General features: G+C 65.4%; 20 protein-coding genes. 2 read left to right on the plus strand and 18 right to left on the minus strand.

Features of this window, described 5'->3' with window-relative positions:
• The 4 genes from miaB to GUV69_RS07425 all read right to left on the minus strand — a co-directional run bounded on the left by miaB (position 1) and on the right by GUV69_RS07425 (position 3720).
• A complete protein-coding gene (gene miaB, locus GUV69_RS07410) occupies positions 1-1551 on the minus strand; it encodes a tRNA (N6-isopentenyl adenosine(37)-C2)-methylthiotransferase MiaB (RefSeq protein ID WP_164201079.1) in 1551 nt (516 codons plus the stop codon).
• Between the two features lie 43 nt (positions 1552-1594).
• Positions 1595-2134, minus strand: a complete 540-nt coding sequence (locus GUV69_RS07415; protein ID WP_244292844.1) for a regulatory protein RecX — start codon at positions 2132-2134, stop codon at positions 1595-1597.
• Between the two features lie 99 nt (positions 2135-2233).
• On the minus strand, positions 2234-3289 hold the full coding sequence (recA, locus tag GUV69_RS07420; RefSeq protein WP_164201083.1) for a recombinase RecA: 1056 nt from the start codon (positions 3287-3289) through the stop codon (positions 2234-2236).
• Positions 3290-3498: 209 nt separating this feature from the next.
• Entirely contained in the window at positions 3499-3720 is a 222-nt protein-coding gene (locus GUV69_RS07425; protein ID WP_164201085.1) for a DUF3046 domain-containing protein, read from the minus strand.
• A gap of 41 nt (positions 3721-3761) precedes the next feature.
• On the opposite strand from GUV69_RS07425, the gene GUV69_RS07430 reads away from it, so the two are divergent.
• Complete coding sequence (locus GUV69_RS07430; protein ID WP_244292647.1) at positions 3762-4298, plus strand: MarR family winged helix-turn-helix transcriptional regulator; 537 nt, start codon at positions 3762-3764, stop codon at positions 4296-4298.
• 64 nt (positions 4299-4362) lie between these two features.
• Here GUV69_RS07430 and GUV69_RS07435 read toward each other — a convergent pair whose 3' ends face one another.
• The 8 genes from GUV69_RS07435 to GUV69_RS07470 all read right to left on the minus strand — a co-directional run bounded on the left by GUV69_RS07435 (position 4363) and on the right by GUV69_RS07470 (position 13086).
• Positions 4363-4815, minus strand: a complete 453-nt coding sequence (locus GUV69_RS07435) for a helix-turn-helix domain-containing protein (RefSeq protein ID WP_164201089.1) — start codon at positions 4813-4815, stop codon at positions 4363-4365.
• Positions 4816-4964: 149 nt separating this feature from the next.
• Positions 4965-5459 carry a CinA family protein gene (locus tag GUV69_RS07440; RefSeq protein WP_164201091.1) on the minus strand — a complete coding sequence of 165 codons (495 nt, stop codon included), beginning with the start codon at positions 5457-5459 and terminating at the stop codon, positions 4965-4967.
• The gene (gene pgsA, locus GUV69_RS07445) at positions 5456-6103 is read right to left on the minus strand and encodes a CDP-diacylglycerol--glycerol-3-phosphate 3-phosphatidyltransferase (protein WP_164201093.1); all 648 of its coding nucleotides are present in this window, start codon (positions 6101-6103) and stop codon (positions 5456-5458) included. The genes GUV69_RS07440 and pgsA overlap by 4 nt, the downstream gene beginning before the upstream one ends.
• 9 nt (positions 6104-6112) lie before the next feature.
• Entirely contained in the window at positions 6113-9022 is a 2910-nt protein-coding gene (locus tag GUV69_RS07450) for an FtsK/SpoIIIE family DNA translocase (RefSeq protein ID WP_164201096.1), read from the minus strand.
• Between the two features lie 163 nt (positions 9023-9185).
• The gene (locus GUV69_RS07455; RefSeq protein WP_164201098.1) at positions 9186-10877 is read right to left on the minus strand and encodes a ribonuclease J; all 1692 of its coding nucleotides are present in this window, start codon (positions 10875-10877) and stop codon (positions 9186-9188) included.
• A 41-nt stretch (positions 10878-10918) separates the two neighbouring features.
• A complete protein-coding gene (gene dapA, locus GUV69_RS07460) occupies positions 10919-11827 on the minus strand; it encodes a 4-hydroxy-tetrahydrodipicolinate synthase (RefSeq protein WP_164201100.1) in 909 nt (302 codons plus the stop codon).
• Positions 11828-11913: 86 nt separating this feature from the next.
• Positions 11914-12660, minus strand: coding sequence for a carbon-nitrogen hydrolase family protein (locus GUV69_RS07465; RefSeq protein ID WP_164201102.1), 747 nt, complete (start codon positions 12658-12660; stop codon positions 11914-11916).
• Positions 12661-12669: 9 nt separating this feature from the next.
• On the minus strand, positions 12670-13086 hold the full coding sequence (locus tag GUV69_RS07470; protein WP_244292648.1) for a hypothetical protein: 417 nt from the start codon (positions 13084-13086) through the stop codon (positions 12670-12672).
• Positions 13087-13207: 121 nt separating this feature from the next.
• Between GUV69_RS07470 and GUV69_RS07475 the strand changes: the two genes are divergently transcribed.
• The gene (locus tag GUV69_RS07475; protein ID WP_164201104.1) at positions 13208-14443 is read left to right on the plus strand and encodes a heparan-alpha-glucosaminide N-acetyltransferase domain-containing protein; all 1236 of its coding nucleotides are present in this window, start codon (positions 13208-13210) and stop codon (positions 14441-14443) included.
• A 27-nt stretch (positions 14444-14470) separates the two neighbouring features.
• Here the strand turns inward: GUV69_RS07475 and GUV69_RS07480 are convergent, their stop codons facing one another.
• From GUV69_RS07480 to GUV69_RS07505, 6 genes are all read right to left on the minus strand, one after another.
• Complete coding sequence (locus GUV69_RS07480; protein ID WP_164201106.1) at positions 14471-14953, minus strand: hypothetical protein; 483 nt, start codon at positions 14951-14953, stop codon at positions 14471-14473.
• 3 nt (positions 14954-14956) lie between these two features.
• A complete protein-coding gene (dapB, locus tag GUV69_RS07485) occupies positions 14957-15727 on the minus strand; it encodes a 4-hydroxy-tetrahydrodipicolinate reductase (RefSeq protein WP_164201108.1) in 771 nt (256 codons plus the stop codon).
• A gap of 77 nt (positions 15728-15804) precedes the next feature.
• Entirely contained in the window at positions 15805-16266 is a 462-nt protein-coding gene (locus GUV69_RS07490) for a molybdenum cofactor biosynthesis protein MoaE (protein WP_164201110.1), read from the minus strand.
• Complete coding sequence (locus GUV69_RS07495; RefSeq protein ID WP_244292649.1) at positions 16256-16843, minus strand: MogA/MoaB family molybdenum cofactor biosynthesis protein; 588 nt, start codon at positions 16841-16843, stop codon at positions 16256-16258. Before GUV69_RS07495 ends, GUV69_RS07490 begins: the two co-directional genes overlap by 11 nt.
• Positions 16840-17334: a cyclic pyranopterin monophosphate synthase MoaC gene (gene moaC / locus GUV69_RS07500; protein WP_164201112.1), complete on the minus strand. Its 495-nt coding sequence runs from the start codon at positions 17332-17334 to the stop codon at positions 16840-16842. The genes GUV69_RS07495 and moaC overlap by 4 nt, the downstream gene beginning before the upstream one ends.
• Entirely contained in the window at positions 17322-18566 is a 1245-nt protein-coding gene (locus tag GUV69_RS07505) for a molybdopterin molybdotransferase MoeA (RefSeq protein ID WP_164206315.1), read from the minus strand. The genes moaC and GUV69_RS07505 overlap by 13 nt, the downstream gene beginning before the upstream one ends.
• Positions 18567-18584 lie beyond the last annotated feature (18 nt).

Genomic DNA, 18584 nt, shown 5'->3' on the forward strand with positions numbered 1-18584 from the left:
TCAGCGGCTCCGGACGGGCAGCGTTGGCATGCCCAGCGACACTCCGGTCCGGCCGGCACCGGCGCCAGCGGCGCCGGGCACGGGCGCGCCGCAGGAATCGGCCTGGGACCTGTCCCAGGCATCCCCGGCCCGGGAGCGGCGCAGGCTGTAGTCCTGGGGGGACGGGTCTGCAACGAGGTGGAAGGCAGCGGCCTCTGTGACGGTCACGGTGACGAGGTCGCCGGGCCGCGGCGTCTCGGCACCGGCCGGAACGGAGAAGTGCACCAGGCGCTGGTCCTGGGACCGGCCGGACAGCCGGTGGGTCTCCTCCGACTTCCGCCCGGAATGAGCGGTCACCATAACCTCCACGCGCCGGCCGAGCTGCTTGGCGTTCTCTTCAGCGGCAATCCTGTCCTGCAGGGCGGTCAGGCGCTCGAAACGTTCCTGGACCACGGCCTTGGGCAACTGGTCCGGCAGGTCGGCCGCTGGGGTGCCGGGACGCTTGGAGTACTGGAAAGTGAAGGCTGTGGCGAAACGGGATTTTTCCACCACATCCAGGGTTGCCTGGAAGTCCTCTTCGGTTTCGCCCGGGAAGCCGACGATGATGTCGGTGGAGATGGCGGCGTGCGGGATTTTGTCCCGGACCTTGTCCAGGATACCCAGGAACTTGGTGGACCGGTAGGAGCGCTTCATGTCCTTGAGGACCTTGTCGGACCCCGACTGCAACGGCATGTGAAGCTGCGGCATCACATTGGGGGTTTCGGCCATCGCGTCAATGACGTCGTCGGTGAATGCAGCCGGGTGCGGGCTGGTGAATCGAACCCTCTCGAGGCCTGCAATCCCGCCGCACGCGCGCAGAAGCTTCGAAAACGCCTGCCGGTCACCGAATTCAACCCCGTAGGAGTTGACGTTCTGGCCGAGGAGCGTGACTTCAATGGCACCGTCATCCACGAGGGCCTGGATTTCGGCCAGGATGTCGCCAGGCCGGCGGTCCTTCTCCTTGCCGCGGAGGGCCGGGACAATGCAGAACGTGCAGGTGTTGTTGCAGCCCACCGAGATGGACACCCAGCCCGAGTAGACCGAATCGCGCTTGGTGGGAAGCGTGGACGGGAAGACGTCGAGCGATTCGAGGATTTCCAGCTGGGCTTCGTTGTTGTGCCGGGCCCGGTCCAGCAGTGCCGGGAGTGCCCCCACGTTGTGGGTGCCGAACACGGCGTCCACCCAGGGGGCTTTCTTGAGGATGGTCTCGCGGTCTTTCTGGGCCAGGCAGCCGCCCACGGCGATCTGCATCCCCGGATTGGCTGCTTTCACGGGCGCCAGCATTCCGAGGTTGCCGTAGAGCTTGTTGTCCGCGTTTTCACGGACCGCGCAGGTGTTGAACACCACTACGTCAGCCTGCTCGCCGTCCGCCGGCACATAGCCTGCGTCCTCGAGCATGCCCGCCATCCGCTCCGAATCATGGACATTCATTTGGCAGCCGAAAGTGCGCACCTGGTAGGTACGGGGCTGCGGTGTGCCAGTGGCTTCGGAAGGGACGGTACCGGATGCGGGGGAAGGAATGGTCAAACTCACCTGTTAAGGGTACCGGCTCGGCGGACACGCCGCCCCGGCCGCCCTAGAGATACGGCTGGTCGTCGTCGGGGCCGGCCCCGCCATGCCCCAGCCGGGCGGCAAGGACCTCGCCCACCACCCGGAAGGCCTGGGCAGGCTGGTAGCCCTTCCGGGCAAGCATTGAGGCCAGGCGCCGGGTGGTCTTATCCCGTTCTGCCCGGTCCGAGAGGTCGGTGCCCGGCCGCAGCTTCCGTTCCACAAGAAGACGGGCGGCTGCCTCTTCGTCGGCATCTGAGAGCTGCTCCAATGCCGCAGCTGCTGTGTCCGCATCGATGCCTTTGTCCGACAACTCCCGGCGCAATGCCCCCTTCGCGAGCTTCCGCGACTGAGACCGGCTGCGCACCCACATATCGGCGAAATCGGCGTCGTCTATCAGGCGGACCTCCTGGAACCGGTCCAGGACGGCCTCAGCCACATCCTCCGGGATGTTCCGCTCCGCAAGCTTGCGGGCAAGCTGCAGCCGGCTTTTCGCCGAACCGGTCAGCTGCCGCAACACAATCGCGCGGGCAACAGAGGCCGGGTCCGGCTCTGCGTCCTCCTCGATGGACGACTCCGGATCCGGGCCGTCCGGGTCAAACCCATGAATCTGCTGTGCCTTCAAATGCATCTCCTTAGAAGCCATCCCGCTTCGAAGACGTCACTTCTAGAAACCGTCAACGGCCTTCAGCTTGGGCGAATCCTTGGACTCGTCTGCCACGGGCTTGACGCCCACACCCAGCTTCTCCTTGATCAGGCGCTCCAGTTCAGCGGCAAGCTCGGGATTGTCCCGCAGGAATCGGCGGGAGTTTTCCATGCCCTGGCCCAGCTGGTCACCGTCGTACGTGAACCATGAACCGGACTTCTTGATAATGCCGTGCTCAACACCCATATCGATGATGCCGCCCTCGCGGGAGATGCCCTGGCCGTAGATGATGTCGAACTCGGCGATCTTGAAGGGCGGGGCCATCTTGTTCTTGACGATTTTGGCCTTGGTGCGGTTGCCGACGGAATCGGCACCTTCCTTGAGCGTCTGGATGCGGCGGACGTCGATGCGGATGGAGGCGTAGAACTTCAGCGCCTTACCACCGGTGGTGGTCTCCGGGGAGCCGAAGAACACGCCGATCTTTTCACGGAGCTGGTTGATGAAGATGGCAGTGGTCTTGGTCTGGCTCAGGCGGCCGGTGATCTTACGCAGCGCCTGGCTCATGAGGCGGGCCTGCAGGCCGACGTGGCTGTCGCCCATGTCGCCTTCAATTTCCGCACGGGGCACCAGGGCGGCAACGGAGTCAATGACGATGACGTCCAGGGAACCGGAGCCAATCAGCATGTCCATGATTTCCAGGGCCTGCTCACCGGTATCCGGCTGGGAGACGAGGAGGGCGTCCGTGTCCACGCCCAGCTTTGCGGCGTATTCCGGGTCCAGGGCGTGCTCGGCGTCGATGAACGCGGCAATGCCGCCCTGGCGCTGGGCGTTGGCGACCGCGTGCAGGGCCACGGTGGTTTTACCGGAGGATTCAGGGCCGTAGATCTCTACGACGCGGCCGCGCGGCAGGCCGCCAATTCCCAAGGCCACGTCCAAGGCGATGGAGCCGGTGGGGATGACCTCGATGGGGGCACGGACTTCGTCCCCCAGCCGCATAACGGATCCTTTGCCGAACTGCTTGTCAATCTGGGCCAGCGCTGCTTCCAGCGCTTTTGCACGATCCGGGGCTGCCGCCATGGTTCACACCTCTAATGCTTTCTCGCTTTGGAGTGGCCACAGGGGCCTTTATTGGTCATCTCTGACGCTAATGGCACCCACCGACATTCAGGCCGGGCGACATCGCGTATGTGGATAACGCACTACAAAAAGCATAGCTTTACCCGAACAGATATTCGAACAGATCCGGCGGCGTGTCAGGCGGGGCGCGGTGTGGCGCGTCGAACTTCTTAGTCGCGGGGTTTGATGTCACGGCCCAGGCGACGCTCGGGCGGAACGTCCTGGACCTCGCACATGGCGAGCCAGACATCACGCGGGCTTACGCCCGAACTGAGTGCCTGGTCGGCTGTGCGTCCGCCTACTCCCGCCAAAACAAGGGTGCTGCTCAGGACCCGGGAGTAGCCTGCCCCGAATTCGTCGTCCATAAGCCGCCAATAGTCACTGATCCGCACCAATAGAGTCTCTCATGGTCCCCGACCCTAGAATTGTTGCCATGAGCAACCCTGCCGATGGCCTTCCTGTGCCGGGCCCCGGCCCGGCCAACGTTGACGAAGCGCTGAATACCGTGGAACAGCAGATCAGCCTCTTTTGGCGTCGTGCCCGTTCGGTCTCCTACCAGCTCTCCCGCCAGGTCCATCCTGACCTGGAACCGGCGGCCTACGGCCTGCTGTCGGTGATCCGGCGCGACGGTCCCATCCGTTTGACTGACCTCGCCCTGAACATCGGCGTGGGAAAGCCCTCGGTCAGCCGGCAGGTGGCCTTCCTGGAAAGCATTGGGCTGGTCTTTAAGGAAGCTGACCCACTGGACGGTCGGGCGCAGTCGATCCGCCTCACAGACAAGGGTGAAGAGAAGATGCACCAGGTCCAGGATGCGCGGCGGCAGGATTTCCGGGAGCGTCTCGGGGAATGGCCGGTGGAGGAATTGCGGACACTCGCCGAATACATGGCCAAGCTCAACGCCATATTTGACCTCGACGTCCCGGCCAAGGACACGCCGGCCCGGGGCAACAGCAACCCGCAGAGCACATAACGAAGCCTCCGGCTGATGCCGGAGGCTTCGTTATGTGCGTTGGTGCAGGGCTGCTGCGGGGCGTTTAGCGTGCGCCGGAGAGGAAGCCCGTGGTGAGTTCGGTGGTCAGTTCAGCGTTCAGGTCGCGGTCAAGATCGCGGCCATAGCGCTGCGAGAATTCCTGGGGAACAGTGTCTGGAACAGCTACGCCCTCGGCGACAGCTACGCGGTCGCTGACTTCACGGAGCATGCTGGACAGCGGCACGTCCAAGGCGGAGCAGATAGAGGACAAAAGCTCTGACGAAGCTTCCTTCTGGCCCCGCTCCACTTCACTGAGGTATCCCAGGGATACACGGGCACTGTGGGACACTTCGCGGAGCGTGCGCCCCTGGCGCTGGCGGACATCGCGCAGGACATCACCGATTTCGTGACGAAGTACAACCATTTTGCGCTCCCTCTGTTCGCTCTTAGCCTGATCGGCGAGGCCCACATCCTTCCAGCGGACAACGCCGTTTACGGATACGGGCTGCTTTACCATCTGTATGCCTTGCTCCTTCATAATTCCGGTCCGCCGAAGGGAACCGTAGTTGTTTATTCATCCTAGGCGCCCCGGCTCTGCCAAAGCGACACAATGTAATAACTAATAGGTTCAGGAATTTGTTCCCGGCAACTTTACGCCCGGTAGCTTCAGGAAGATAGGGCCTGGGGAGACAGGACGTCAAGCAGTCTTTCCAGCGCAGCCCCGCAGGCCTGTCCGCGGATGTCTGCGCGGTTGCCGCTGAAGGAGTATTGGAAGGCGGATGCGCCGTCAGCCGAGGCGACGCCGACGAACACTGTGCCCACCGCTTTGCCGTCGTGTTCCTCCGGACCGGCCACGCCGGTGGTGGCAATCCCGATATCGGCGCCCAAGGCGGACCGGACCCCCGCCGCCATGCCGGCTGCCACGTCGCCATCCACCGACCCGACGCCGGCAAGCAGGTCAGCGGAAACCCCAAGAACGTCAGTCTTAACTGAGTTCTGGTAGGCCACCACCCCGCCCTGTAACATACCCGAGGCCCCTGGAGTGTCCGCCAGGACGGCTGTGACCATCCCGGCCGTGAGTGACTCGGCGGCAGCGACGGTCCGGCCCGCGTCCAGGGCCTTACGGACTGCCTGTTCGGCCAGATGGTGGAGATTCGTCACGTTAGCTCCTCATTGCCGGGCGTACTTTTTCGGGACTGTTTGCCCTGGGCCCGGAGCCGCAGGGCTTCAACCACGTATTCGACGCCGGTCCATACGGTAATGAGCACAGCCACCATCATGACGGCGAATGCCACCCAGACCAGCCACGGTGCCAGAGCGCCCAGGGGAAGCAGATAGAGGAAGATTGCGGCCGTCTGCACCACAGTCTTGAGTTTGCCGCCACGCGAGGCCGGGATGACACCGTAGCGGATGACGACGAAGCGCAGTGCCGTGATGCCCCACTCCCGGACGAGGATCACGATGGTGACCCACCAGGGCAGCTCCCCGAGTACAGAGAGCATTACCAGCGCCGAGCCGATCAGGAGCTTGTCGGCGATGGGATCGGCGATTTTGCCGAAGTTGGTGATGAGCCCCCGGCTCCTGGCGATGTCGCCGTCGAGCTTGTCTGTGTAGATGGCGATGGCGAACGCCGCCACGGCTGCCCAGCGCCACAGCCCTGACTCGCTGCGCAGCCCGGGGGCATCGGCGAGGAGGAACCAGACGAAGAACGGCACCAGCGCGATGCGCAGCATGGTCAGGATGTTGGGAAGATTCCAGATCCCGGGGCTGCTTGAGCCGGCTGCAGTTGCTTCAGTGCTAGTCACCCTTCTAGGCTACCGTCCGGTGAGTGACCAGGCGTCCTCGGATCCGTCTTCATCGTCGCCGCCTGAGTTGTCTGCGCCGTCGAAGTACTCGACGTTCTGGCTGCGCTGGTCCAGGTCCGCCTGCACGAGGTCCTCCGCGTAGCCGCCCTGGGCGATGTTGGCGTTGGCGTTGTCGCTGAGCGCTGCGGTCTGGGAATCCGCAACAGCCGGCGCGTCCTGGCCCTTCATGGCCGCCAGCACAGCAGCCAGGTCGTCAGGTTTCACCAGGACGTCGCGTGCCTTGGATCCCTCCGAGGGGCCCACCACTCCCCTGGATTCCAGGAGGTCCATCAGCCGGCCGGCTTTGGCGAAGCCGACGCGGAGTTTGCGCTGGAGCATCGACGTCGAACCGAACTGCGTGGTGACCACCAGTTCGGTGGCCTGTAGCAGCACCTCGAGATCGTCTCCGATGTCGTCGTCGATCTGCTTCTTCTGCGCCTCGGGGGCGACGTCGTCGCGGTAGACAGCCTTCAGCTGGCCCTTGACGTGTTCCACCACTTTATGGATTTCCGACTCGGTGACCCACGCACCCTGGACGCGCATGGCCTTGGACGCACCCATCGGCAGGAAGAGGGCATCGCCCTGGCCGATCAACTTCTCGGCGCCTGGCTGGTCCAGGACCACGCGGGAGTCGGTTACGGAGGAGGTGGCGAAGGCCATGCGGGACGGCACGTTGGCCTTGATCAGGCCCGTGACCACGTCTACGGAGGGCCGCTGGGTGGCCAGGACGAGGTGGATGCCGGCTGCACGCGCCAGCTGGGTGATGCGGACAATGGAATCCTCGACGTCGCGGGGGGCCACCATCATCAGGTCGGCGAGCTCGTCAACGATCACCAGCAGGTAGGGGTAGGGCCGGACGACGCGCTTGGATCCTTCGGGCGGGATGACCTTGCCGGCCCGGACGGCCTTGTTGAAGTCGTCAATGTGTTTAAACCCGTAGTTCGCGAGGTCGTCGTAGCGGGCGTCCATTTCCCGGACCACCCACTGCAGGGCTTCGGCGGCCTTCTTCGGGTTGGTGATGATGGGTGTGATCAGGTGCGGGACACCCTCATAGGCGGTCAGTTCCACGCGTTTGGGGTCCACCATGACCATGCGGACCTCATCGGGGGTGGCCCGCATCAGGATGGAGGTGATCATGGAGTTCACAAAGGAGGATTTACCGGCACCGGTGGCACCGGCGACGAGCAGGTGGGGCATCTTGGCGAGGTTCGCCACCACGTAGCCGCCTTCGACGTCCTTGCCGACACCCATCACCATCGGATGCTCGGTCCTCCGCGCATTTTGGCTGCGGAGGACGTCGCCGAGGGAGACCGTTTCACGGTCTGTGTTGGGGATTTCGATGCCGATAGCGGATTTACCCGGAATCGGGCTGAGGATACGCACGTCGCTGGAAGCCACCGCGTAGGAAATATTCTTGGACAGGGCAGTGACCCGCTCCACTTTGGTCCCCGATGCCAGTTCGATCTCGTAGCGCGTGACGGTGGGTCCACGGCTGAAGCCGGTGACCGTGGCGTCCACATTGAACTGCTGGAGGGTGTCGGTGAGGGCGGCGACGACGGCGTCGTTGGCTTCGGTGCGTTCCTTGGGGATGGAACCGGGGGTCAGAACGTCCGACGACGGCAGCGTGTAGGTGACGTCACCCGCCAGGGAGAGCTGTTCGGTCCGCTGCGGAATGGGAGTGGGCAGCGGCACCGGAGTGACCGGCTTGGCCGGAACCTGCGGAACCGCAGCAGGATTGAGCGAGCCGGCGGCCACCATGCCGGGCGTGACCAGGGGGATGGCCTCGGTGGCGTTATCCGCGGGGCTGTGTCCGGCACTGCCAAGGCCTTGGGCGGCCTTGATCTTTTCGACGGCGATCTCCGCCTGCGTGGGCCGGCGCACGCCGGGGGCAGGGCGGGGGCCGCGGGCAGGCTTGGCATCCGACATGTCGTCGTCGTCATCGATCACAGCGTGCTCGAAGGCTTCGTCGCCGACGTAACCTTCCAGGCCGGCGTCGGATTCTTCGTCCTTGCCGAAGAAGCGCCGCTTCTTTTTCTTCGGCGCGGCCGCTGGGCGCGTTTCCTCAAGGTAGCTGCGGTCGTGGCTGTCGCCGGCCTCGCGGGGTTCCTGCAGGTCTACGCCCATCAGGTGTTCGTAGGCTGCGTGCAGCCGGCGCGGGATGGCCCCGAAGGGGGTGGCTGTGATGATCAGGAGTGAGATGAAGGCCAGCAGGCCATACAGCACAACCGGCACCACCGGGTGGATGGCGGCAAGCGGCGTGGCTGCGAGGAAGCCGAGCATGCCGCCGGCCTGGCGGAGGCCGTCGAAACCTTCCGCGACGGTGGGTTGGCCGCCCAGGACGTGGGCCAGGCCGCAGCCGGCGAACGTCATGATGAGGAAGCCGATCCCCACCCTGTTGTTTCCCCGGCCGTCGTCGGGCCGCCGGAACAACCGGAAAGCGCAGACAAAAAGCATCAGCGGCAACAGCAGCGACACCCAGCCGAAGGTCCCGTTGACCACGCTGTAGACAGCGTCCGGGAACCATCCCGTGAGACCCCACCAGGCGAAGGTGGCGATAAAAACACCGAGCGCGAGGTTGAACAGGGCCGCGCCGTCGCGGCGTTCTTCCGCCGGCAGGTCACTGACGTCGGAGCCGATCCGGCGGACTCCCCCGCCCACCAGGTGGCCAACTGCAAGCCACGCGCCGCCCACCACACGCAGCAGCCAGGGCTGGTGCTGTTCGACGGCGGGAAGCTGGCGGGTGCGCGCGCTGCCGCTGGAAGATCCTGCCCGTCCGCCGCTGCGGGTGGTGCCCGCACCGCGGCCTGCGGCGCTTCCCGTTTTGGCGGTGCTGGTGCCTCGGGAGCTGCCTTTGGGCGCGGGGGTAGTGCGAGTGGCCATACGTGCCACGCTACCGGAACCATGGCGGTTTTCCGCGGATTTCCGGCCGTTCCGGGGCGTTTATCTGCCCGCCTGCACGCAGTTTCCGCAGACGCCCGGAGACACGGAAAGGCCCGGTTCCGCTAAGAAACCGGGCCTTTCAGATTCTTGAGGTCCTAAGGGGTTACGCCTCGAGGACCACGGGGATGATCATGGGCTTGCGACGCAGCTTGCGGTTCACCCAGGTGCCCACCACACGCCGCACGACCTGCTGGAGCTGGTGTGTGGTGTGGTCTGAGCGGTTGAGGACGGCTTCTTCGAGGGCAGCGTTGATCTTCGGGATGATTTCGTCGAAGACCGCATCATCCTCTGCCACACCGCGGGCGTGGATTTCCGGTCCGGAGACCACCTTGCCGGTGGTGCGGTTAATGACGGTGATGATGGAGATGAAGCCTTCATCACCGAGCGTCTGGCGGTCTTTCAGGTCTGCTTCCGTGACTTCGCCGACGCTGGAGCCATCAACGTAGACAAAGCCCACTTCAACCTGGCCCACCACGTCAGCGCGGTGGTCCCTCAGGTCAATGACGGTGCCGTTGTCGGCGAGGATAACGCTGGCCGTCGGAACGCCGGATTCAATGGCAATCTTGCCGTTGGCGATCAGGTGCCGGGTCTCGCCGTGCACCGGCATGGCGTTGAGCGGTTCAAGGATGTTGTAGCAGTACAGCAGTTCACCGGCGGCCGCATGGCCCGAGACGTGGACCTTTGCGTTGCCCTTGTGGATGACGTCGGCGCCGAGTTTGAGCAGGCCGTTGATGATGCGGAACACTGCGTTTTCGTTGCCCGGGATCAGGCTGGAGGCCAGGATGACGGTGTCACCGTCGCCCACCACCACACGGTGGTCGCCGTTGGCCATGCGGGACAGGGCTGCCATCGGCTCGCCCTGGGATCCGGTGGACATCAGGACTACGCGGTTGTCCGGCAGGTTGTCGATGTTCTTGATGTCCACCAGGAGACCCTCGGGAACATCGAGGTAGCCGAGCTTCGCGGCGATGGCCATGTTGCGGACCATGGACCGGCCGACGAATGCGACCTTGCGGTTGTGCTTTGCCGCGGCGTCCAGCACCTGCTGGACGCGGTGGACATGCGAGGAGAAGGACGCCACGATGATGCGTTTGGTGGCCTGGCCGAAGAGCCGTTCCAGCGTGGGGCCGATTTCCTTCTCGGCTGTGGTGAAGCCAGGGACGTCAGCGTTGGTGGAGTCGGACATAAAGAGGTCGACGCCCTCTTCGCCCAGCTTGGCGAAGTGGCGGAGGTCGGTGATCCGGCCGTCCAGCGGCAACTGGTCCATCTTGAAATCGCCTGTGTGCAGGACGGTGCCGCCCGCGGTGCGGATAAACACTGCCAGGGCATCGGGAATGGAGTGGTTGACCGCGACGAACTCGCATTCGAACGGGCCGAACTTTTCAACCTGGCCTTCTTCGACCGTCAGGGTGTACGGACGGATCCGGTGTTCCTGCAGCTTGGCCTCAATCAGGGCCAGTGTCAGCTGCGAGCCCACCAGGGGGATGTCCGCGCGGAGCCGCAGGAGGTAAGGAACAGCACCGATGTGGTCCTCGTGGCCGTGGGTAAGGACAACGGCCACGATGTCGTCCATCCGGTCCTCGATGTACGAGAAATCGGGCAGGATCAGGTCAACGCCGGGCTGGGTTTCCTCAGGGAAGAGGACGCCGCAGTCGACGATGAGCAGCTTGCCTTCGATTTCGAAGACAGCCATGTTGCGGCCGATCTCCCCCAGGCCGCCCAACGGAACGATCCGAAGGGTGCCTTGCGGCAGGCGTGGAGGCGTGACAAGGCCAGGAAGGGCGGTTTGGGTCATAGTGCACTACTTTCCAGGCGGAAGGGTGCCGGTCTTAGCCCTCAGGAAAAGACCAGCCCCGCTTCCGCCAAATCCTCGCGGATGGTTTCGATCTCGGCTTCGTCCGGCTCCACGAGGGGCAAACGGACAATCGAGTTGGGCAGGACTCCCTGCCATTTAAGAATTTGTTTGGCCGCAACGGCTCCCTGGACGCGGGTCATCGTTGCCCGCACCACGGGCAGCAGCTCGAAGTTGATCTTACGGGCAGTTCCGAGGTCGTTCGCGTTGATGGCGTCGATCATTTCCCGGAAGCGGCGGGTGGCAATGTGCGTTGTCACGCCCACCAGGCCGACGGCGCCCAACGACATCCAGGGCAGGGTCAGGCCGTCGTCGCCGGAGTAGAAGTGCAGGTCAGTCTCGGCCATCACGCGGCTGGCCGCCATGAAGTCAGCTTTGGCGTCCTTGACCGCAACGATGTTCGGGTGCTGGGCCAGGCGGATCATGGTCTCGGGCTCGATCGCGATGGAGGAGCGGCCCGGGATGTCATAAAGCATCACTGGAACGTCTGTTGCGGACGCGACGGTTTCGAAGTGTGCACGGAGGCCGGCCTGGCTGGGCTTGTTGTAGTACGGCGTGACGAGCAGCAGGCCGTCGACGCCGAGCGCAGCCGCCTGCTGGGACAGGCGCACCGAGTGTGCGGTGTCATTGGTTCCGGTGCCGGCGATGATGGCAGCGCGGTCCCCCACGGCCTCCTTGACGGCGCGGAACATGCCAAGGTTTTCCTCGTCGGAGAGGGTGGACGTCTCACCGGTGGTGCCGGTGACTACCAGGCCGTCGCAGCCATCGTCCACAAGCTTGGTGGCGAGTTCGGCCGCCTGCCGGTAATCCACGGCACCGTCCTTGGTGAAGGGCGTGACCATGGCGGTCAGGAGCGTACCAAGGGCAGGAATGGTGGCGGATTTGTGAGGCATGGAAAAAACGTTACCCTGTCCGCTGCCGGTTAGGACAATGCCGGAGGGGTGATAAGCGTCAAAGAGGCTCCCCCGGAGTCACAGGATCAGCGAAATTTCCGGATGGCGCTCCGCAGCAAAACTGCGGTGACCACCTCCGTGCCGGTGCCGGCCGCGCTTTTCATCGGGAGTCCGTCCGGCCCCCAGAAGCCACTGAGTCCGCAGGACTGTCCCTGTGGAGTAGCTCCGCCGAGATTTGCAAGGAGGCCGAACACCCGGTTGTCCATGGCCCGGGCACCAAGGTGCAGGGCAAGCCGGTGTTCCTCCGCCTGCGTGTAGAGCGCGGAGACGGCATAGACATCGGCCCCGGCGAGCGCCGCCTCTGTGGAGTGGGCGGGGACAGACGCATCGGCGCACATGGCCAGCGCGACCCGCCAGCCATCCACTTCGAGGAGCAAGGCACGCTCACCGGCGGCGAACAGGCTCTCCTCCGGTCCGTGAAGATGGGTCTTGAAACCAAAATCAGTGGTGCCGTCCGGGTGGACGGCGAGGCCCGCCAGCCGCGGCGTGCCGTCAGCCTCGCGGTAAGCAGCCCCTGCCACGGCGGTGATCCCGGTCCGCCGGCAGATCTCATGGAGGTCGTCCAGCCGCGGGTCATCGGGCCGAAGCCACGCGTCATCGTCAGCCAGCAGCGGCAGGTTGTAACCGGTCAGCGACAACTCCGGGAAGACCACCAGCCGGGCGCCGTGCGATTCAGCGTCCTCAATCAGCCGCACATGTTCATCGACATTTGGCATGATCCCGCCATCCAGGGCCGTGTACTGGATGGCGGACACCGTCAGGGCTTCGGTCACCCTTTCATCCTAGGGACCACGCTGCAGCCGCGCACCATGCAGGTTCGCGTTCTGCGTCCCGCCCGGCTGGCAGTACCTCCCCACCGCAGCCTCCCTCAGTTCCTCGGCCCACGCCGCCAACCGCTGGGCAGCACGGACGTAGTGGAACAGCTCAATGGGCGTGAGAGCCTCAAGGTCCGTTTCGGCCAGCCGGCGTGCCAGTTCCGCTCCGGCGGGCTGCGCGGTCAGGGTGATGCCTTCGTCCTGCCACTGGACATCTTCGGCGGGCCGTCCTGTAACCAACTGGCGGAAGAGGAAGTCAACCACTCCGGGACTCATGGCCTTCATAAGTCCTGCCGGCTGCCCGGCGCCGTCCGGCGCGGGCCGCTCCGAGGCTCCTGCGGCTGGAAGTTCCGGAAACTGGTGCGGCTGGAATGGGGTCTGCATGGGTTCATACTATTCGAACATATATTCGAATACAAGGGGTCCATGCCGCAGCCGGCGCCGTCAAGGCCTTCACTGTCAGCCTGACTGGGGGCGCGGCAGGTTCGTGTGAGAACATCGCCTCATGACGTCCCGAGCCACAGCCAGACCCTCCCGGGCGCCCCGACCCTCCACCGCAACAGACCGTCTCCGCGGCATTGACGCGGCCAGGGGGCTCGCGCTCCTCGGCATGATGGCGACGCACCTCCTGCCCACGTTCGAGGCCACTGCCGATCTCACTCCCACGTGGATCGGCCTGACCTTCTCCGGCCGGGCAGCAGCCCTCTTCGCCGTGTTGGCCGGTGTGGGACTGGCGCTCTCCACCGGCAAGCAGGTGCCGTTGGAAGGGACTGCGCTGAGCGCTGCCCGCCGTGGCATCGCCCTGCGCGCGCTCGTGATCGCTGCCGTCGGACTTTCACTGGGCGGACTGGAAGTGAACCTCGCGATCATCCTGGTCCACTACGCCCTGCTGTTTCTGTGCGTCCTGCCGTTCCTGGGCCTCAGGATCAAAGCGCTCTGTGCGTGGGCAGCAGGCTGGATCGTCCTTTCACCGGTGCTCGCCTACTTGCTCCGTCCCTGGCTCATGGCCTCGGAGCCGCCGCTCCACCTGGGGCATAACCCGTCCTGGGAGGATCTTTCGACGCCCTTTCCGCTGCTGGGCGACCTGTTCCTGACCGGCTACTACCCGGTGTTCCAGTGGCTGGCCTATTTGTTGGTAGGCCTTGTCATAGGCCGGCTGGCGCTCACCAAGGCGATGGTTCCTGTCCTGCTGCTGACCCTAGGCACAGCCGTTGCCGCCCTTGCCAAGGCTTTGGGGACTGCCGCGATGGAGAGCTGGGGCGGCCGGGCAGCCCTGGAGCAGGTGCTGAATGCCCCCGGATACCCGCTCAGCAGCGTCCTCCAGGTCAACCTCACCGGGATCCGGCAGGAAGGCTCGTGGTGGTGGCTGGCATCCGCTGCACCGCATTCCGCCACCAGCCTGGATCTAGCCCACACCTGCGGAGTGGCAGCGGCCGTGGTGGGAGCGTGCCTGCTGCTCGGCAGGCTGGCCGACTGGGTGGACCTGGATCTGCTCTTGCCGCTGCGCGGGGCGGGCGCCATGACGCTGACCCTCTACTCGGCCCATGTCTGGGTGGTGTCCGGGTTCTACCTGAAGCCCCTGCCGGCCGGCTGGACCGAGGACGGGATGTACTTCGCGCACGCCGCCACGGCCGTCGTCGTAGGCATGGCCTTTGTGCTGCTGAAATGGCGGGGGCCGCTGGAGCTCGTTGGCCACGCTGCCAACCAGCTGGGCCGCAATGGAAGGATCAGCGGGCGGTAGCGGAAACCCCCTCCGCAGCTACGTCCCTCAGCCGGCAGGAACGTTGCCGCGGAAGAGGCGGCCTGCATCACGCATCGAGGAGCGGGCGCGCTTACGGTCGCCGGCGGCGTCGTAGGCGCAGCTCAGGCGGAACCAGGAGCGCCAGTCCTCCGGGGCGGCTTCAGCCTCGGCCTTATACTTCTCGAACTCCTGGTCGGCTGCCGCCCTGATGATCCGGCCGGCAGGCGTGCGCGGCAGATTATCCACGGGCAAGCCGCCTTCGGCCTCCAGAATCCGGGCCATCTTCTCAGTACGCGCCCCGAACATCAGTTCCCGGATCAGCGCCCAGGCACCGACAACCGGCAGCACCAGGTACGCGGCACCGATGGCTTGGGCCGCCAGGTTGTTGTCCGTGAGCAGCAGGATGGAGCGCTGGAAGGACACCACCAGATAGAAGACCAGCAGGAGCGTGACGGCACCTACCCAGATTTTGGTGCGGTTTTTTGTGAATGCAGCAAGCAACCCGCCCACGGCTTAGACTCCCAGGTCCAGGTAGCCGTCCAGGCCTACCGTCAGGCCCGGGTTCGCCGCCACGTTTCGGATGCCCAGCAGAACGCCGGGCATAAACGAGGCGCGGTCAAAGGAATCGTGCCGAAGCGTCAGCTGCTCCCCCGGCCCGCCGAGCAGGACTTCCTGGTGGGCAACGAGCCCGCGAAGCCTGACGCTGTGGACGCGGACTCCGTCCACGTCGCATCCCCGGGCGCCGTCGAGTTCACTGGTGGTTGCGTCAGGGCTGGCCGGGACGTGTGCAGCTGCCCGCTCAGCCGAGATGAGCTGGGCGGTGCGGACGGCAGTTCCGGAGGGCGCATCCACTTTGTCGGGGTGATGAAGTTCGATGATCTCCACGGACTCGAAGTACTTTGAAGCCTTGGCGGCGAAGGCGGAGGCAAGCACGGAGCCGAGGGCGAAGTTGGGGGCGATCAGCACGCCGGTTTCCGGGTGCTGCGCGAGGAGTGCTTCCAGGGCGGCGAGCCGGTCTGAATCCCACCCGGTGGTTCCCACCACGGCGTGCATGCCGTGCTCGACCGCATAGCGTACGTTCGCTTCGGTGCTTTCGGGAACGGTAAGGTCCACCACGAATTCGGCGTCGGCGGCGGCCAGCTTATCCAGCGAATCCCCACGTCCCAGGGCGGCAACAAGAGTCATATCGGCGGCGGCTTCGACGGCCTTGACGGCCTCGGCGCCCATGCGCCCGTTGGCGCCAAGGACAGCCACACGGCTGGGTGCGGAGTGTTGTTCGGTCATGCTGTTAACCCTACCGTCGGCCCCGGCGCCGGACGGAACCGGCGGACGTGCGTTACCTCGCGTTGGCGCGGTCCGGCTCAGCCGCCGGCGCCGACCCATTCCACTGTGCCGTCGGCGAAGAACTGTTCCTTCCAGATGGGAACCTGCTCCTTGATCCGGTCCACAAGTTCCGAACATACGGCAAAGGCCTGGCCACGGTGGGCTGCAGATACCGCACATACCAGCGCGGGATCGCCAATCTCCAGCAGGCCGATGCGGTGGGCGGCCCAGATCCGCACCGGCTTCGCCCCGGGCGACCCGTCCGAATGCTCGGCAACCAGGCGTGCGACGACATCGGCCATGACCTGGTGGGCCGTCGGGTGCGCGCTGTAGCTGAGACGCTCGACTGCCTTGCCGCCGTCGTGGTTCCGCACCACCCCGCTGAAGCTCACCACGGCGCCGGCGGTGTCCGATTCGACGGCGGCGATGGCCTGTTCCACAGCGATGGGCTCGGCGCTCAGGACGGCGTGGACCACTTCAAAAACTGATTCAGTGCCCATTCCGGCCCTCCAGTTGGTCGCAAAGGTGCCCGATTACGGGATCCAGGACGGAAAGCCCGTCCATGACGCCTTTCGGCGAACCGGGCAGGTTGATAATGAATGTCCGGCCGGCGGCTCCGGCATGGCCCCGGCTCAACGCGGCGAGCGGCGTTTTGAGCGCACCGGCACGCCTGATGGCTTCCATGATTCCGGGAATCTCCCGGTCCAGCAGGGGCAAGGTCACATCGGGAGTCCGGTCATCCGGGCTGAGTCCTGTCCCGCCGCTGGTGATGACGACGGCGGGGTGCTGGGTCAGGAGCGCACGGATGGCGGCGCCCACCGGCTCGCCGTCGGGAACCACCATGGCCGGGTAGGCCTCGAAGCCGTGCTCGGTGAGCCAGTCCGTGATGACAGGGCCCGTTTCGTCCTCGTAAATTCCGGCCGCGGCCCGCGTTGAGGCGATGACAATTCCGGCCTTCCGGCCCTGTACCTCACCGTGCGTGTGTTGCTCGCGGGTGTGCGGCTCAGACGCATGAGGCTCAGACGCATGCGGCCCAGGCGCATGCGGCTCGGGCAGGAACGTACTGTCAGTGCTCATAGTGTCCAGTCCCCGCTCTTGCCGCCGCTTTTGGCCAGCACTTTGATATCTGTCAGCACGGCGTGCTTGTCCACTGCCTTGATCATGTCGTAAACGCTCAGGGCAGCCACCGATGCAGCTGTCAGCGCTTCCATCTCCACACCGGTGACCCCACGGGTCTTGACCGTGGCCACGATGTCCACGGAATCGGCCGCCAGCTGGAAATCCACGGTCACCTTCGATAGTGGCAGCGGATGGCACAGCGGGATGAGCTCCGGGGTCTTTTTGGCGGCCATGATCCCGGCGACGCGGGCCACGGCCAGGGCATCACCCTTGGGCAGCCCGCCGGTGCCCAGCAGGCCCATCACTTCACGGGTTGTCCGGACGGTGGCAGTGGCTGTGGCCTCCCGGGTGGTTTCGGCTTTGTTTGACACGTCCACCATTTGGGCGCTGCCGTCCTGGCGAAGGTGGGTCAGCGCCGGCGGGGTCTGTTCTGGATTCACAGCATCCATACTTCCACCTCATCGCCCTCGGCGAGCGCCGAGACCCCGGCCGGCACATGCACCAGGGCGTTGGAGCCGGCGAGCGCATGCATGAGGTGGGAGCTGTCGCCCCCTTCGAGGCGCACGCTGCCGTCAGCCTGGAAGGTCCCGCGGCGGACCTGGTGTTTGTGTTCGGGCGAGGTGAGGCTGTGGGCCAGCCGGGCCGGCAGTGCGGTCCGGGGAGCGGGCGAGCCGAAGAGTTCGGACAGCACCGGCCGCAGGAACATTTCGAAGGACACCAGGCAGCTCACCGGGTTCCCCGGGAAACCGAGGAACGGCACGCCGTCGAACGTCCCGATCCCCTGCGGGCCGCCCGGCTGCATCGCCACGTGGACGAACTCGGTGGCCTCGCCGTCCATGGCCTGGCGGACAACTTCATAGGCTCCCTTGCTGACCCCGCCCGTGGTGACGATCAGGTCCACGGTGCCGGCATGGCTTCGCAGCAGTGCCCGGAGTTCGTCGGGACGGTCCGAGGCGATGGCCGTGCGCACCACGCTCAGGCCCGCCTGGCGCATGGCACTTTCGAGGAGTGTTCCGTTGGAGTCGTAGATTTTTCCGGCCGGCAGCGGCTGGCCCGGTTCAACCACTTCGTCGCCAGTGGTGGCCAGGAGGACAGTCAGCGGCCGGCGAACGGTCACGTCACCGATGCCCAAGGCAGCGAGCAACCCCAGCTGCGCCGGGCCCAGGAAGGTTCCCGCAGCCAGCGCCCGCTCCCCCGCCGCAACGTCGCTGCCGGCAGAGCGTACGAAGGTGCCCGGCGCCGTCGCGGGCAACCACACAGTACTTGCCACACCGGGGACGGGGAACCGGTCCGGGACGGCACGTTCGACGGGCACGACGGCGTCAGCACCGGCAGGGATCATCGCTCCTGTCATGATGGGGGCAGCATCGCCGCGTCCAAGCGCCGCGGGGGTGGCACCTGCCGGGACCGGATCAACCACCCTGAGCTCCGCACCGCCGTCGGGCACGTCCGCACTGTTGATGGCGAAGCCGTCCATCTGGGAGTTGGCGAACGGCGGAAGGCTCAGGGGCGCAGCAATATCATTGACCAGGCCCTTGCCCAGTGCGTCCCGCAGCGCAACGGATTCCGCCCTGGCTTCGGTGAGCAGCGGTGCCAGCAGTCCGGCGACGGCGGCCCGGTGACTGGCAACGGACCGTGACCGGTGCGGGGCACCGCCGTGCTCGTGCGGAGAGCTGTGCATGGTCCTGCCTTCGGTGGG

The sequence above is a fragment of the [Micrococcus luteus] ATCC 49442 genome, assembly GCF_010367585.1.
Lineage (GTDB): Bacteria > Actinomycetota > Actinomycetes > Actinomycetales > Micrococcaceae > Arthrobacter > Arthrobacter luteus_A.

Coding starts and splice junctions, on each gene's coding strand:
- recA (WP_164201083.1), bottom strand. CDS start 3,289: ATGGCGGCAGCCCCGGATCGTGCAAAAGCGCTGGAAGCAGCGCTGGCC.
- GUV69_RS07430 (WP_244292647.1), top strand. CDS start 3,762: ATGAGCAACCCTGCCGATGGCCTTCCTGTGCCGGGCCCCGGCCCGGCC.
- GUV69_RS07435 (WP_164201089.1), bottom strand. CDS start 4,815: ATGGTAAAGCAGCCCGTATCCGTAAACGGCGTTGTCCGCTGGAAGGAT.
- GUV69_RS07450 (WP_164201096.1), bottom strand. CDS start 9,022: ATGGCCACTCGCACTACCCCCGCGCCCAAAGGCAGCTCCCGAGGCACC.
- GUV69_RS07455 (WP_164201098.1), bottom strand. CDS start 10,877: ATGACCCAAACCGCCCTTCCTGGCCTTGTCACGCCTCCACGCCTGCCG.
- dapA (WP_164201100.1), bottom strand. CDS start 11,827: ATGCCTCACAAATCCGCCACCATTCCTGCCCTTGGTACGCTCCTGACC.
- GUV69_RS07470 (WP_244292648.1), bottom strand. CDS start 13,086: ATGCAGACCCCATTCCAGCCGCACCAGTTTCCGGAACTTCCAGCCGCA.
- GUV69_RS07475 (WP_164201104.1), top strand. CDS start 13,208: ATGACGTCCCGAGCCACAGCCAGACCCTCCCGGGCGCCCCGACCCTCC.
- dapB (WP_164201108.1), bottom strand. CDS start 15,727: ATGACCGAACAACACTCCGCACCCAGCCGTGTGGCTGTCCTTGGCGCC.
- GUV69_RS07490 (WP_164201110.1), bottom strand. CDS start 16,266: ATGGGCACTGAATCAGTTTTTGAAGTGGTCCACGCCGTCCTGAGCGCC.
- GUV69_RS07495 (WP_244292649.1), bottom strand. CDS start 16,843: ATGAGCACTGACAGTACGTTCCTGCCCGAGCCGCATGCGCCTGGGCCG.
- moaC (WP_164201112.1), bottom strand. CDS start 17,334: ATGGATGCTGTGAATCCAGAACAGACCCCGCCGGCGCTGACCCACCTT.
- GUV69_RS07505 (WP_164206315.1), bottom strand. CDS start 18,566: ATGCACAGCTCTCCGCACGAGCACGGCGGTGCCCCGCACCGGTCACGG.